At 66.9% G+C, this 14,865-nt stretch carries 11 protein-coding genes and 1 tRNA gene; 5 read left to right on the forward strand and 7 right to left on the reverse strand.

The window, feature by feature from the left end; genetic code table 11:
- Positions 1–30: 30 nt before the first annotated feature.
- Both VJ655_RS14590 and VJ655_RS14595 read right to left on the reverse strand, forming a co-directional pair.
- Positions 31–2,565, reverse strand: a complete 2,535-nt coding sequence (locus tag VJ655_RS14590; protein ID WP_324112270.1) for an HWE histidine kinase domain-containing protein — start codon at positions 2,563–2,565, stop codon at positions 31–33.
- Positions 2,534–3,124: a biliverdin-producing heme oxygenase gene (locus VJ655_RS14595; protein WP_324112272.1), complete on the reverse strand. Its 591-nt coding sequence runs from the start codon at positions 3,122–3,124 to the stop codon at positions 2,534–2,536. Before VJ655_RS14595 ends, VJ655_RS14590 begins: the two co-directional genes overlap by 32 nt.
- A 159-nt stretch (positions 3,125–3,283) precedes the next feature.
- On the opposite strand from VJ655_RS14595, the gene VJ655_RS14600 reads away from it, so the two are divergent.
- Together VJ655_RS14600 and VJ655_RS14605 are read left to right on the forward strand one after the other, a co-directional pair.
- Complete coding sequence (locus VJ655_RS14600) at positions 3,284–6,163, forward strand: pitrilysin family protein (RefSeq protein ID WP_324112274.1); 2,880 nt, start codon at positions 3,284–3,286, stop codon at positions 6,161–6,163.
- Positions 6,164–6,198: 35 nt separating this feature from the next.
- Complete coding sequence (locus VJ655_RS14605) at positions 6,199–7,428, forward strand: NAD(P)/FAD-dependent oxidoreductase (protein WP_324112275.1); 1,230 nt, start codon at positions 6,199–6,201, stop codon at positions 7,426–7,428.
- Here the strand turns inward: VJ655_RS14605 and mscL are convergent.
- From mscL to aroA, 5 genes are all read right to left on the reverse strand, one after another.
- Complete coding sequence (gene mscL, locus VJ655_RS14610) at positions 7,425–7,844, reverse strand: large-conductance mechanosensitive channel protein MscL (RefSeq protein WP_324112277.1); 420 nt, start codon at positions 7,842–7,844, stop codon at positions 7,425–7,427. The genes VJ655_RS14605 and mscL overlap by 4 nt on opposite strands.
- 77 nt (positions 7,845–7,921) lie before the next feature.
- A complete protein-coding gene (locus tag VJ655_RS14615; protein WP_324112279.1) occupies positions 7,922–8,209 on the reverse strand; it encodes an integration host factor subunit beta in 288 nt (95 codons plus the stop codon).
- A 365-nt stretch (positions 8,210–8,574) separates the two neighbouring features.
- Positions 8,575–10,284: a 30S ribosomal protein S1 gene (gene rpsA, locus VJ655_RS14620; RefSeq protein ID WP_324112281.1), complete on the reverse strand. Its 1,710-nt coding sequence runs from the start codon at positions 10,282–10,284 to the stop codon at positions 8,575–8,577.
- 149 nt (positions 10,285–10,433) lie between these two features.
- Positions 10,434–11,078: a (d)CMP kinase gene (cmk, locus tag VJ655_RS14625; RefSeq protein ID WP_324112283.1), complete on the reverse strand. Its 645-nt coding sequence runs from the start codon at positions 11,076–11,078 to the stop codon at positions 10,434–10,436.
- A gap of 1 nt (position 11,079) precedes the next feature.
- Positions 11,080–12,411 (reverse strand): 3-phosphoshikimate 1-carboxyvinyltransferase, encoded by a 1,332-nt coding sequence (gene aroA, locus VJ655_RS14630; protein ID WP_324112284.1) that lies wholly within the window; start codon positions 12,409–12,411, stop codon positions 11,080–11,082.
- Between the two features lie 117 nt (positions 12,412–12,528).
- Between aroA and VJ655_RS14635 the strand changes: the two genes are divergently transcribed.
- The 3 genes from VJ655_RS14635 to VJ655_RS14645 form a co-directional block, all read left to right on the forward strand.
- Entirely contained in the window at positions 12,529–12,999 is a 471-nt protein-coding gene (locus tag VJ655_RS14635) for a TIGR02300 family protein (protein ID WP_324112286.1), read from the forward strand.
- A gap of 212 nt (positions 13,000–13,211) precedes the next feature.
- Positions 13,212–13,287, forward strand: a tRNA-Ala gene (locus VJ655_RS14640).
- Positions 13,288–13,601: 314 nt separating this feature from the next.
- Positions 13,602–14,865 (forward strand): DUF6538 domain-containing protein (locus VJ655_RS14645; RefSeq protein ID WP_324112288.1); only part of this gene is annotated, 1,264 nt, incomplete at its 3' end.

The following is a 14,865-nucleotide window of genomic DNA, read 5'->3' on the forward strand; positions in this document are numbered from 1 at the left end:
GCGGGCGGCCGGACGCGTGCGGGTCCCCCTTTAGAAGAGGGCCTCCAGACTTTCGGCGCTATACGGCTTTTGCAGCACCCGCGCGTCCCGGAAGCGGTCGGGAAAGGCCGCGCTGTCCCCGAAGCCCGTGCCGAAGGCGAACGGCACCCCGGCGGCCTGCAGCGCCTCGGCCACGGGAAAACTGGTCTCCGAACCGAGATTAACGTCCAGGATCGCGAACGGCGGCAGCGCCTCGTTCAGGGCCTCGAGCGCCTGGGCGACGCTGGAGGTCAAGGTGATCTGTTTGACGCCCAGACGGATCAGCATGTCCTCCAGATCCAGCGCGATGATCATGTTGTCCTCGAGCACCAGCATTCGCTCCGGCGCTCGCACGGGTGTTTCGGCGCGCCTGGCCTTGGCCGCCGCGACCACGACACCCTCGGTGGTGACATAGCGCGCCGGGATCCGGATCCGCGCCTGGAGGCCTTCGGGCCGGTAGTCCAGCGTCACTTCCCCGTCGAGGTCGTGGGGGATGGAGTGCTCGATGATGGTCGAACCGAAGCCGCGCCGCGTGGGCGGCTTCACTGGCGGGCCGTCATGCTCGCGCCAGTCGATGATCAGGTCGCCTCGGGCGTCGCGTTCCCAATCGACCGTCACATGGCCGCGCTGATCGCAAAGCGCGCCATACTTGGCCGAGTTGGTCATCAGCTCGTGGATCACCAGCGACAGGATCGAGAACGCGTCCGGCGCCAGCGCCGTCGCCGCGCCCGTCAACCGCACCCGCTCGGCCCTGGCCGAAAGATAGGCCTCGGCCTCGGCCGTGATCAGGTCGCTGAGCGCGCCCGGCCCCCACTGGTGACGCGTGATCTGGTCGTGAGCGCGCGCCAGGGCTTGAACCCGGCCTCCCACCACCTCGGCGAACTCCTCGACGGTCGAGACGCCCGATCGGCTCTGGCTGATCAGGCCGCGGATCAGGCCCAGGATGTTGCGCACCCGGTGATTGAGCTCGGCGATCAGGAGCTCCTGGCGCTGGTTGGCGCGCTGGCGCTCCTCGTCGGCCAGATCGGTCAGCCTGAAGACGATCTCCAGCAAGCTGACACGCATGCTTTCGGCCAGGAACCGTTCCACCTGGGTCCAAGGCCGACTATGGCCTCTGACGGTCTCCTCCCAAGCCTCGAAACTCTTGCGTGGCGTCAGACGCTCGCCGAGAGGCCCCACCTGCGCCAGCTTGGCGGGCTTGCCGGCCCAGACGACCGTCTGGGCCTCCTCCTTCCGGAAAAAGATCAGATAGTCCCGCGGCGTGCGCGACAACGGCACGGCCATCATGCCCGCCGCCTTGCCGGCCCAGGACGCCGCGGATGGCAGGACGGAGGCGATCTCGTCCGTGGCGAAAACGCTGTGGGTGTTCTTCTCGCCCAGCACCCGGATCAAGGCGTGGACGTTGCTGGCGTCGGGCGTGGAGTCGCGCAACGTCAGCCGCCCTTCCAGCCACAGCGCCATGCCGTCGCAATGGACAAGCCGGCAAAGGTCGTCGAGGTACGGGCTCAGGCCGTCCGCCCCCTGGGGCGAGCCCACCACCGAGGCCATCATTCGATCGTGCAGCGCGCGGGCCTCGGCCTGGCGGCGCGCTTCCATCTTCCGCTCCCGACTTTCCAGAGTCAGCGAAAACAGCTGGCCGAACAGCTCCGCCGCGGTGCGCCGTTCGTAGCTGATGTGCTTGGGGGCGTAGTGGTGGCAGGCGAAGAGGCCCCAGAGCTTGCCGTCTCGCAGGATCGAAATCGACAGCGAGGCCGCCACGCCCATGTTGCGAAGATATTCGATATGGATCGGCGAGACCGCTCTGAGCATGCTCATCGACAGATCCACGGGCTCGCCCGCGACGCTCACCTGCGGAACGATGGGCGAAACCTCCGCGTCGACGTCGGCGATGATCCGCAGCCAGCTGCGTTCGTAGAGGGCGCGAGCCTGCACCGGGATATCCGAGGCGGGATAGCGTTGTCCCAGAAACGAGCCGATGCCTGGTCGCACCGACTCCGCGATCACCTCGCCAGCGCCGTCGTGCGCGAAACGATAGACCATGACGCGGTCGAACTCCGTCAGCGCGCGCACCTGACGCGCGGCCTCGTGACAGAAGTCCTCGAAAGTCGGGCGCGCCGCGATGCGGGTGGTCATCGAGCGCACGGCCGAGGCCGCCTCGATCAAGGCCTCGGCCTGGCTGGGCTCGGCCTCGATGATCAGCAAGCGACCCGAATAGTGGAGCGCCAGATCGAAATCCTCGCCGCCGTCCACCAGCGGCAGGCCGAACATCCGCTCGATGGCGTCGGCGCCGCGCATGATCTGCAGACGCCCGCGGACGGCGTGGATGGCGTGACCGCTCATGACCTGGGTTAGCGGCTTTCCCAGCAGGTCCGCAGCCGGGACGCCAAGATAGCGCAGGGTCGAGGTCGAGGCGTGAGCGATGAGCCAGTCGGTATTGACCGCCAACAGAAAGCCGAAGGGCTGCACCGCGCCGAGAACATGGATCGGTTCGCGATCGCAGTTCGTCAGATCGACCTCAAACCCGGGCATGGACGCCGGCTCGGACATTCAGACCTCCAGGCGGAAAGACGGTCTCGAACGCGGCCGAGAAACATTGGAACCCATATCGCGCGCCGGCTTCGGACTCGTCTGTCCGCCACCCGACTTTAGGTTGCGCTTCCAGCCAAGTCAGGAACGATCGCCAAAGATCCTGGCCTTCGCCATGGGTCAAATAGGCGAGAGGCGCCTGGGGATCGGCGCGCCGCACCTGGCGGGCCAGGAACCTGGCGCCCAGTCTGGAGCCTTCGAGCACATAAAGAACGCCCGCGCCGAAAGCGGCCGATGGAATCGTCGAGGTCAGGAGACGAGGCTGGGGCAGCCCCAGGGCGGAGAGATCCCGTGCGAGCGCGGCGCGACGCGCGCGATGCGGCCAGTCCGCGAGCCATCCTTCGACCCCAGCCAGCTCCAAAGCCAATTCCAGCGGCGCCAGCGCCGCGGCCGAGGCGGATAGAAAGGCGCAATAGCCCGCTCTCGTCTCGAGATCCAAGGCGGCGGCCAGGGCGTCCAGGCCAGCATGGCTCTTGGAAGTGACCGCGCGCAGACGGTCGCGAAGCAGATTCTCAGACAAGTGGTCCCCCGAGCTCGCGACCTGTCGGATCAGGGGGCGAGACGACAGCTCTTAACGGCGATGTCGCGCTTCTGTTCCATGCAAATGACAGGTCGGTAAGGTTTATCTGGAAATCGACGGTGATAGGGTCGGGGGCGACTGTTCAGGAGACCTCCTCGCATGATCCGCACCGCCAAGCTCGCCCTCGTGGCGGCCGCCCTTTCCACGTCGGCGCTGTCTCCCGTGGCGTATGCGGCGACGCCCGCCACGCCCAAGGCGAGACCGGCGACCGCCGCGGGGAAGAAGGTCGTCCCGGTCGCGACCATCAAGGCGCCGCCGATCGCCTACCAGCAACGCGTGCTGGCCAACGGCATGAAAGTCTTCACCTCGCGCGACGCCACGACGCCGAACGTGTCGGTGCAGGTCTGGTACGGCGTGGGCTCGAAGGACGACCCCCGCGGTCGCTCCGGCTTCGCGCACCTCTTCGAACACCTGATGTTCAAGGCGACGCGCAACATGCCCAGCGAGACGCTGGACCGCCTGACCGAGGATGTGGGCGGCTTCAACAACGCCTCGACCTGGGACGATTTCACCAACTACTACGAAGTCGCCCCGGCCAATCATCTTGAACGGCTATTGTGGGCCGAGGCCGACCGCCTGAAGTCGCTGGTCATCGACGAGGCCGTCTTCGCTTCCGAGCGCGACGTCGTGAAGGAGGAGCTTCGCCAGCGCGTCCTGGCCGATCCCTACGGCCGGTTCTTCGCCCTCTCGATCCCGCAGCAGTCGTTCACGACCCACCCCTACCAGCGCCCGGGCATCGGCTCGATCGAGGAACTGGACGCGGCGACCGTCGACGACGTGCGCGCCTTCCACCAGACCTATTACCGGCCCGACAACGCCGCCTTGATCGTCGTCGGCAACTTCGACCAAGCCAAGCTGGATGCGATGATCGACCAGTATTTCGGCCCGATCGCCAAGCCGGCGGGCGACATCCCGAAGGTCTCGGTCGCTGAGCCGGGCCGCTCCGGCCCCAAGACGGTCAACACCTACGGCCCCAACGTGCCGCTGCCGGCCCTGGCGATCACCTGGCTGGCGCCGGCCGCGGCCGACAAGGACGCGCCGGCCTTGACCGTGCTGGACGCCATCCTCTCGGCCGGCAAGTCCTCGCGCCTCTACGACAGCCTGGTCTACGAACAGAAGATCGCCCAGTCGGTGTTCTCCAGCGCTCCCAACAACGCCCAGCCGGGCCTGTTCTACGTCGGCGCGATCATGGCCGGCGGCAAGACGGTGCAGCAGGGCGAGACCGCCCTGCGCGCCCAGGTCGCCCGCGTTCGCGACGGCATGGTCACCCCCGCCGAACTGGCCGAGGCCAAGGCTGGCCTGCTGGCCGACGCCGTGCGCCGCCGCGAGGAGATCGACGGTCGCGGCTTCGCCCTCGGCTACGCCCTGGCGACTGAGGGCGACGCCGCGGTCGCCAACACCAGCCTTGCCAAGCTACAGGCCGTCACCGCCGCCGATATCCAGCGCGTGGCCAAGACCTATCTGGCCGACGATCGCCGCACCGTGATCCGCTACCTGCCCGAAAAGGACCGCCCCGCGGGCGAGAAGGACGCCACGCCGCCAATCCCCAAGGTCGCCTCGGTGAAGTACGACGGGCCGGTCACGACGCTGGCGCCCGAGGCCGAACGCCAGGCGCCGCCGCCGGTCGCCGCGCCGGTCGCCGCTGTTCTGCCAACCCCGGCTGAAAGGACCCTGGCCAATGGCCTTCGAGTCATCGTCGCCAAGTCCAGCGACCTGCCGCTGATCACCGCCGACCTGACCGTGCGTGGCGGCGCCAGCTCCGATCCCGCCGGCCTGGCTGGCGCGTCCAGCCTGACGGCGGAGCTGCTGACCGAGGGCACCGCCACCCGCTCGGCCACCCAGGTCGCGCGCGAGATCGAGGCCCTGGGCGCGGACCTCGAGGCCGGATCCGGTTGGGAGGCCGCTTCCCTGACCCTGAGCGTCACGGCCAACAACGCCGCTCCCGCCATGGCGGTGATGGCCGACGTGGCCGAGAATCCCGCCTTCTCGACGGCCGAACTGGACCGCGTGCGCGCCGAGACCCTGGATGGGCTGTCGGTCTCGTTCCAACGTCCCGGCAGCCTCGCCGGCTTCGCCACGGCGCCAGTGCTGTACGCCGGTTCGGCCTATGGCCATGTCGCGGGCGGCACGCCGGGTTCGCTGCCGAAGATCAAGCGAGCGGATCTGGCCAAGACCCACGCGGCCTACTGGCGTCCCGACAACGCGGTGCTGGTGCTGACCGGCAACCTGACGCCCGAGGCCGGCTTCGCCTTGGCCGAGAAGGCGTTCGGCGGCTGGAAGAAGCCGGCCTCGCCGCCGCCCGCGCCTCCCGCCGCGCCCACCGGCTATCAGCCCAGGAACGTCGTCATCGACTTGCCGGGCACGGGCCAGGCCGCCGTCGTCCTGGCCAAGCCGGCCATCACGCGGACCGATCCCAACTACTATCAGGGCATCGTCGCCAACACCGTGCTGGGCGTGGGCTTTTCCTCGCGCCTGAACCAAGAGATTCGGATCAAGCGCGGCCTGTCGTATGGCGCGGGCTCCAGCCTGACGCCGCAAGGCCGCTTCGGCGGCTTCTCGGCCCGGGTCCAGACCAAGAACCCCTCGGCTGGCGAAGTCGTCACCCTGACCCGCGCCGAGTTGACCCGCCTGGCCGCGGAACCCGCGAGCGCCAGCGAATTGACGGCGCGCAAGTCGGTCCTGGTGGGCAATTTCGGGCGCGACCTGGGTACGTCCGAGGGCTTGGCCAATATCCTGGGCAACCTGGCTGTCTATGGCGTGCCGCTGACCGAGATCCAGACCTACGCCGCCAAGGTCGAAGCCGTGACGCCGGAGGAGGTCCAGGCCTTCGCCAAGACCAAACTCGATCCCGCACAGATGAGCGTGATCGTGGCGGGCGACGCCAAGGCGATGGGCGAGGATCTGGCAAAGGCCGCGCCGAACGCAACCGTCATTCCCGCCGCGAAGCTGGACCTGGACAGCCCGACGCTCGGCAAGTGACGGGAACCCAGTCCGTCGGTCACGGTTGAAGCCGCATGCATGAGGTCGACATCGCAATCGTGGGCGCGGGGGCCGCGGGTTTGGCCGCGGCCGAGACGGTCGCGGCCAGCCGGCTTTCGAGCCTTCTGCTGGAAGCGCGTGATCGCCTCGGCGGGCGGGCCCATACCCTGACCTCGCCCGTCGGCCCGCTCGACCTGGGCTGCGAATGGCTCCATTCGGCGGACCAGAACCCACTGGTGGCGCGCTTCGAGGCGATGGGACTGACGATCGACAAGACGCCCCCGCCCTGGGCCAACGTCGCCGATAGTCCAAGCTTCAGCCGCCAGGAGCGCGCCCAGTTCGGAGAGGCCTTTCTGGCCCTCGACGCGCGGCTGGAGGCGGCCGCGCATGACGGCGGTCCAGACCGTCCGGCGGCCGATCTGCTGGATTCGACAAGCCGCTGGAACCCTCTGCTGAACGCCTACAGCACCTTCTACAACGGCGCGGCGTTCGATCAGGTGTCGCTGCATGACTATGCGGCCTACGAGGACACCGACGTGAACTGGCGCGTCGCGGGGGGCTATGGCGCGGCTCTTGTCGGCGGAGCGCCCTCCCATGGCGTTCGCCTTGGCTGCGCGGTCGAGGTGATCCGCCACGACGGCCCGCGGCTGACGCTGGAGACGGCGCTGGGCCCGATCGGCGCACGCGCCGCGATCATCTGCGTTCCCACCGCGATCCTGGCGTCAGGAACCCTTCGCTTCGCGCCCGAGCTCCCCGAAAAGCTGGCGGCGGCCGAAGGGTTGCCGCTCGGTCTCGCCGACAAGGTTTTCCTGCGAGTCGACGAGCCAGAGGCGTTTCCCGCCGAGGCCCAGGTCTATGGCGATCCCAACCGCACGGCGACGGGGGCCTATCACTTGCGACCGTCGGGCCGGCCGATCATCGAGGCGTTCCTGGGCGGCGCGCACGCCCGCGCTCTGGAAGGCCAGGGTCCCGGCGCGGCGACCGCCTTCGCCATCGAGGAGCTGGTCTCGATCTATGGCGGCGGGATTCGCTCACGCGTTCACGTCCTGGCCGAGACGGCCTGGGCCGCCGATCCGTTCGCCGGCGGCTCCTATTCCCACGCCCTGCCGGGCCGCGCCGGTGATCGCGCGCGGCTGGCCGCTCCCGTGGACCAGCGATTGTTCTTCGCCGGCGAGGCGTGCAGCCCAGACGCGTTCTCCACCGCCCACGGGGCCTGGCTGACCGGCCAGGCGGCGGCCCGGGCGGCGATCAGCGCGCTTGGCTAGGGCTTCGCCGCCAGCAGGTCGCGGATCTCGGTCAGCAGCTTTTCCTCGGGCGTCGGCGCGGGCGGCGCGGCGGGCGCGGGATCCTCGGCGTCCTGGCGGCGGATGTTGTTGACCAGCTTGACCAGCAGGAACACCACGATCGCGACGATCAGGAACTGGATCACGGTGTTGATGAAGGCGCCGTACTGGATCGCCACCTTCTCGACCGCTTCGGTCGCCGGGTCTTCGGGGCGAAGCACCCATTCCAGCTTGGAAAAATCCAGGCCGCCCGTCAGCAGGCCGATCGGCGGCATGACGACCTGGTCGACCAGGCTCTTGACGATGCTGTTGAACGCCGCGCCGATGATCACGCCGACGGCCAGATCGATGACGTTGCCGCGGGCGATAAACTCGCGGAACTCCTTGACGACGCTCATGACGGTCTCCTCGCCTCTTCGACTTCACGGAGAGGCTGAGGGTGTTCGCGGCGCGGGGTCAAGCTTGGCCGGAAGGCCTATTCGTCGTCGGCGTTCAGGCGCGCGCGAAGTTCCTTGCCGCTCTTGAAGAACGGCACGTGCTTGGCGCGGACGTCCACCGCCTCGCCGGTGCGCGGATTACGACCGGTGCGGGCCGGGCGAGACCGCACCGACAGGGCCCCGAAGCCACGCAACTCCACTCGGCCGCCGTCCTCCAGCGCGCCGATCATGCGTTCCAGGATCACGCCGACCACGCGTTCGACGTCCTTCTGCGTCAGGTGCGGATTTTCATTCGCGAGCCTGGCGATGAGTTCAGACTTGATCATCGATATCCCCGGAACGCCCTCGGGAGTAACAAGGCGCGAGCGGACCTTTGCCCAACGATGGCTGAGTCTTCAAGGGGTTGCGTGAGATTCACGAACGAGGTTCGGTTAACGCGAGCTTCGCGAACGTCTCGGCGCGCGGGTGATCAGAACGCGCCCCGACGGCCAACCACCTTGGCTGGCCTTGTCGTCGGCCGACGCGGAAGCGGTCTCGACAGCGGCAGGCCGCCGAGAACGGGCTCAAACACGTCAATCAAGGCCGTCCGCCATTCCGTCCCGAAATCGCGCCGCAGTCGGCGTTCTCGCCAAAGAAAACGGCGGCCGGATCGCTCCGGCCGCCGCCAACCTCAACTCCAATGGAGCGAAGCCTATTCCTTGGTGGCGCGCTCGCGCAGAGCCGCACCCAGGATGTCGCCCAGCGAAGCGCCGGAGTCCGACGAGCCGAACTGCTCGATGGCTTCCTTCTCTTCGGCCATTTCCAGCGACTTGATCGACAACGAGACGCGGCGCGCGGCCTTGTCGATGTTGGTGATCTGGGCGTCGACGCGGTCACCCACGGCGAAGCGCTCCGGACGCTGTTCCTGACGATCGCGCGACAGGTCCGACTTGCGGATGAAGGCCGACATCGGAGCGTCGTCTTCACCGAAGCGGACTTCGATGCCGCCCGAGGTGACTTCCGTGACGGTGACGGTCACGGTCTGGTTCTTGCGATAGGTGTCGCCCGACATCGGGTCGCCGGCCAGTTGCTTGATGCCCAGCGAGATGCGTTCCTTCTCGACGTCGACGTCGAGAACCTTCGCCTTGACCAGGTCGCCCTTCTTGTAGCGAGCCATGGCTTCTTCGCCCGGGGCGCTCCAGTCGATGTCCGACAGGTGCACCATGCCGTCGATGTCGTTGTCGAGGCCGATGAACAGACCGAATTCGGTCGCGTTCTTGACTTCGCCTTCGACGGTCGAGCCGACCGGGTGAGCTTCCAGGAAGGCTTCCCACGGGTTGGCCAGGGCCTGCTTCAGGCCCAGCGAAACGCGGCGCTTGGACGGATCGACGTCCAGCACGACCACGTCGACTTCCTGCGAGGTCGAGACGATCTTGCCGGGGTGGACGTTCTTCTTGGTCCAGGACATTTCCGAGACGTGCACCAGGCCTTCAACGCCGGCTTCCAGCTCCACGAAGGCGCCGTAGTCGGTGATGTTGGTGATGCGGCCCGTGAACTTGGCGCCGACCGGGTACTTGGCTTCAACGCCATCCCACGGATCCGACTGCAGCTGCTTCATGCCGAGGCTGATGCGCTGGGTGTCCGGGTTGATCTTGACGATCTGGACCTTCACGGTGTCGCCCACGGCGAGCACTTGGCTCGGGTGGTTGACGCGCTTCCAGCTCATGTCGGTGACGTGCAGCAGGCCGTCGATGCCGCCCAAGTCGACGAACGCACCGTAGTCGGTGATGTTCTTGACGACGCCTTCGCGGATTTCACCCTCTTGCAGCTGCGACACCAGTTCGGTGCGCTGCTCGGCGCGGGCTTCTTCCAGGATGGCGCGACGCGAGACGACGATGTTGCCGCGCGGACGGTCCATCTTCAGGATGGCGAAGGGCTGTTCCTTGCCCATCAGCGGGCCGACGTCGCGGACCGGACGGATGTCGACTTGCGAGCCCGGCAGGAAGGCCGAGGCGCCGCCCAGGTCGACGGTGAAGCCGCCCTTCACGCGACCGACGATCGCGCCCATGACGGGTTCGTTGCGGGCGTAGACGCCTTCCAGACGGGTCCAGGCTTCTTCGCGCTTGGCCTTTTCGCGGCTGATGACCGCTTCGCCCATGGCGTTTTCGAGGCGTTCGAGGAACACTTCGACGGTGTCGCCGGCCTTGACCGTGGCCTTGCCGTTCTCGTCGACGCCGAATTCCTTCAGCTGGACGCGACCTTCGGTCTTCAGACCGACGTCGATGATCGCGAAGTCCTTTTCGATCCCGACGACCTTGCCTTTGACGACGGTGCCTTCCGCGAAATCGCGGCCGCCCATCGAGTCGTTCAGCAGCGCTTCGAAATCGTCGCGCGTCGGGTTGAAGCTCATATCGTCAGCCATGCTGATGTTTAGTCTCTAGGTTGGGGGAAGCCCTGCAAGGAGCGCCGCTGGGAAAAGCGGTTCTCGGGATTCCGGATGAAGTGGGTTGTCTGCGGTCCCGCGATGTTCTCTCTATCGCGGCGAGGTCGGCGGTGGATTTGCCCTTCCGGCTAAAGCCGGTGGTGAGCGCGCGCGTCCTCGACGATACGGCGGGCCGCATCGAAGGCCTGCTCTATAGTCATTTCCGACGTATCGAGCAAGACGGCGTCTTCAGCCTGCGTCATCGGCGCGTCCTTGCGGCCGCCGTCGCGCGCGTCACGCTTGTGGATGTCGGCCAGGATATCCTCGAACGCCACCGTCTCGCCCTGGCTCGTCAGCTGCTTCCAGCGCCGTTCGGCTCGGATCTCGGGACGCGCGGTGACGTACAGCTTGGCGGGCGCGCCGGGGGCGATGACCGTGCCGATATCACGCCCGTCCAGCACCGCGCCGGGCTCCCGCCGGGTGAAATCACGCTGCAGATCGAACAACGCCGCCCGAACGCCGGGATGGACGGCCACGCGGCTGGCGGCCTCACCGGCGGCCCGGGTCCGCACCTCGGCGCGGTCCAGGTCCGAGAGGTCCAGGGCGCGCGCCACGCCCTCGGCCGCGATCGGGTCGTCCAGGTCTCCCGCCCCGGCGAGCACGCCGACGCCGACGGCTCGATACAGCAGGCCGGTGTCCAGCAGGGCGTAGCCGTAGAGCGCCGCCAGGCGCCCGGCGATGGTGCCCTTGCCCGAGGCGGCCGGGCCATCGACGGCGATGACGAAGCCCGCCACGTCAGGCGTCCGCCAGGGTCGCGCCCAGGCCCCGCATCAGCTCGGCGAAGCCCGGGAAGCTGGTGGCGATCATGCCCGGCTCGTCGACGGCGACGGGGGCCAGGGCGGCCATGCCCAGGATCAGGTGGCTCATGGCGATCCGATGGTCGCCATGGGTTTCGACCGTGGCGCCGCCACGCGGCGGCTGGCCGGTCCCATGGACGATGAAACCCTCGGGCTCTTCCTCCACGTCGACGCCGCAGGCCTCGAGGCCCGCCGCCGTCAGGGCGATCCGGTCGCTTTCCTTCACGCGCATCTCACCGACGCCGCGCATGATCGTGTCGCCCTCGGCGAAGGCGGCGGCGATCGCCAGGATCGGATATTCGTCGATCATGGCCGGAGCCCGCTCCGGCGGCACGACGACGCCCTTGAGCTTGGAATGGCGGGCGGTGACGTCGCCGACCTCCTCGCCGCTCGAGACGCGCCGGTTCGAGATGACGAGATCCGCGCCCATCTCCTGCAAGGTCGTGAACAGGCCCGTGCGCAGTTCGTTGAGCATCACGCCCTCTACCGTCACTTCCGAACCCGGAACCAACAGGCCCGCCACCAGGGGGAAGGCCGCCGAGGACGGATCGCCCGGGACGGCGACACGGGTTCCGGTGAGCTTCTGGCCCTCCGGCAGGCGGATGTGTCGGAAGGTCTTGTCGCCGACGACACGGTCCTCGACGATCACCTCGGCCCCGAACGCACGGAGCATCCGCTCGGTATGGTCTCGCGTGGCTTCCGGCTCGATGACCTCGACGCCGCCCTCGGCGTGCAGACCCGCCAGCAGTACGGCCGACTTCACCTGGGCCGAAGCCATCGGCAGGGTGTAGTTCAATCCCCGCAGGCCGCCGCCCTTCAACGTCAGCGGCAAACGGCCCTTGTCGCGCCCGAGCCAGGTCGCGCCCATGCGCGCCAGGGGTTCGAGGACGCGGCTCATGGGACGGCTTCGCAGCGAGCTGTCGCCGGTGAAGGTGGCGCACATGGCGAATCCCGCGGCCGCGCCCATGATCAGACGCACGCCCGTGCCCGCGTTGCCGCAATCGATCACGTCGGTCGGCTCGGAGAAGCCGCCATGGCCCTCGATACGCCAACGACCGACACCCTCGCGCTCCACACGAGCGCCAAAGGCCTGCATGGCGCGCGCGGTGGCCAGAACGTCGTCGCCTTCGAGCAGCCCCTCGACCGTCGTGGTTCCCGTCGCCAGCGCGCCAAGGATCATCGCCCGATGCGAAATGGACTTGTCGCCCGGAGCCCGCACGATCCCTCGCAGAGCGCCTCCAGGAGCGCTCTTCAGTCCAACCGCCGCCATGCCGAAACCGGCTCCTTAGTATTTGGTGGTTTGCGCGAAGGGGTTTGCTTTTGACAGCGGCCCTCGGTCATGGCAAGTCACCCGCCGCTTTTCCCATCAGGATCAAAGGGTCGCCACTTGGCCAATCCCGACTTGGGCGCAAAACAAATCTGCCCCAACTGCCAATCGAAGTTCTATGACCTCAACCGCCGCCCGGCCGTCTGCCCCAAATGTGGTGAGCAGTTCGATCCGGAGGAGGCTCTGAAGTCGCGCCGCGTCCGCGCCCGCGCCATCACGCCGGACTATGACGCCGACGACGAGAAGGAGCCCGTCGCGCCCAAGGAGCCTGATGGCTTCGAGGACGAGGTCGACGAAACGCCGGAGATCGACGAGGCCGTCGAGGCCGACGTCGTCGAGACCGATGACGAGGACTCCGAGCCGGGCGTGGCTTCGCCTGCCGGCGACGGCGATCTTGGCGTCGATTTCGCCGAGGACGAGGATCTGGCCGAGGATGAGGCCGACGACGTTCCGTTCCTGGAGGACGAGGACGAGGACGACAACCTCGACGACGAGATCGAAGGCCTCCCCGGCGAGGGCGACGACGACTGATCCAGCGAAAGCCGGTTTCGGTTCGCCGAAACCGGCTTTCCACAGGCGTTTTTGGGGCTGCGACATTTTTCTCGAAAAAAGTTCGCAGGAAGACTTGATCCCAAAAAAATCCCGGACTAGGTTCCGCGCCTCTTCGGGGAGCGACACCAGTCGAAACGCCGAAGAGACTAAGGATTTCCGAGAGTTACCGCCAGGTGGCCTTCGAAAAACTTGGGGCTATAGCTCAGCTGGTAGAGCGCTTGAATGGCATTCAAGAGGTCAGCGGTTCGACTCCGCTTAGCTCCACCAAAACGGCCGCGTCCCTAAAGGGAGCGGCCGTTTCCATTTGTGGATTCAATACTTTAGGTCACGCGCCGGACGCTCCAACTGAGCTGTCTCCTGCCGTTTGCGACACCAATGTGGTTCACAATCGCGCACCGAAACGTGCAAAAATATCTGAAAATTCAAAGCGTTTAGGTCGTGAAGACTGGCGCCACAGTGTGGTTCACAATCACGCTCAGAACGTGAATCCACCGCCTGACGCGCGTCGGCGTCAAACCGGCGTGAGATCGTCTCGGAACGTCCCGGGCCTGATCGTTCGAGGAAGGGTCTTCTATCTTCGAATGCGGGTGCCCAGAGCACTCCGCCAATCGGTCGGACGGACCCATTTCTGGCGGTCCTTGGCGACGAGCCGATGGGAAGACGCGATCCGGGAGGCTCGGCTCGTCGCGGGACAGTTCGAAGAGATGCTGAGGCGCGCGGAAGGGCTGGCGCCTTCGGTCGCGCGTTTCGATAACGATGCGGTCCACGTCCACCCGACGATCCGCGATACGGCGTCTGCCGGTTCGGAAAAGACGCTCAGGCAGGTGGTCGAGCTGCATCAGAGCGACCCATCGAAGACCCGGTCGCCGAAAACGGTCCTCGCATATCGGAACACGTTCGAGGTCATCGGCGAGATCATCGATCTCGACCGGCCTATTGGGGATATCAACCGCGAGGATTGTCGGCGGCTGCTCGAAACGCTTCGGTGGTTGCCGTCCAACCCGACCAAGCGCTTTCCAAAGCTCGGGATCGTCCAAGCCGCCGAGATGGCCAAACGGAAGAAGCTGGCGTCGACGCTCGGCCCGGCGACGATAAACGCCTACCTAAATCGCCTGTCCACGGTGATGAACTTCGCCGTCAACGAGGGGCTAATCGCCAAAAATCCGATGCGTGGCCTGAAGGTCGCTGACCCCGTTCGCGCTCAGGACAAGCGCTCGCCATTCTCCAACGTTCAGCTACAGCGCATCTTCCACGCGCCGATCTATACGGGTTGCCAGAACGACGGCCCGGGCTACGCCGAGCCCGGACCCTCCCGCCCCCAGCGCGGGAGATACTGGGTTCCGCTCATCGGGCTTTTCGCCGGAATGAGATTGAACGAAATCTGCCAGCTCGACCTCGTGGACGTTCAGGAGGTCGATGGAGTGGCGTGCTTTCACGTGCGGCCCGATCCCATGGCGCGCGGGAGGAAGCGGCTGAAGACCCGGGCGAGCGAAAGGCTGGTCCCTGTCCATCCGATGCTGATCGATGCCGGATTCCTCGATTACGTCGCCAGACAGCGAAGCAGCGGCTCAGGACGGCTTTTTCCCGATCTGCGTCCCTCTTCGACCGGCTATTATTCCGACCCCTTTTCGAAGTGGTTCTCGCGCTTCCTCCAAACCGCAGGGGCCGCCGGACCCAAGACCTGCTTCCATTCAATGAGGCATAACTTCAAGGATGCGCTCAGGGCCGCCAACGTCGATCAGACGATTGGCCTCGCGCTCGGTGGCTGGTCCATCGGTGCTGGAGGAAATTCGGTGGCGGAGGGATATGGCCGGGGCCATTCCGTCCACGCGCTGGCCGCCGCCA

The sequence above is a fragment of the Caulobacter sp. genome (assembly GCF_035254145.1).
Taxonomy (GTDB): domain Bacteria; phylum Pseudomonadota; class Alphaproteobacteria; order Caulobacterales; family Caulobacteraceae; genus Caulobacter.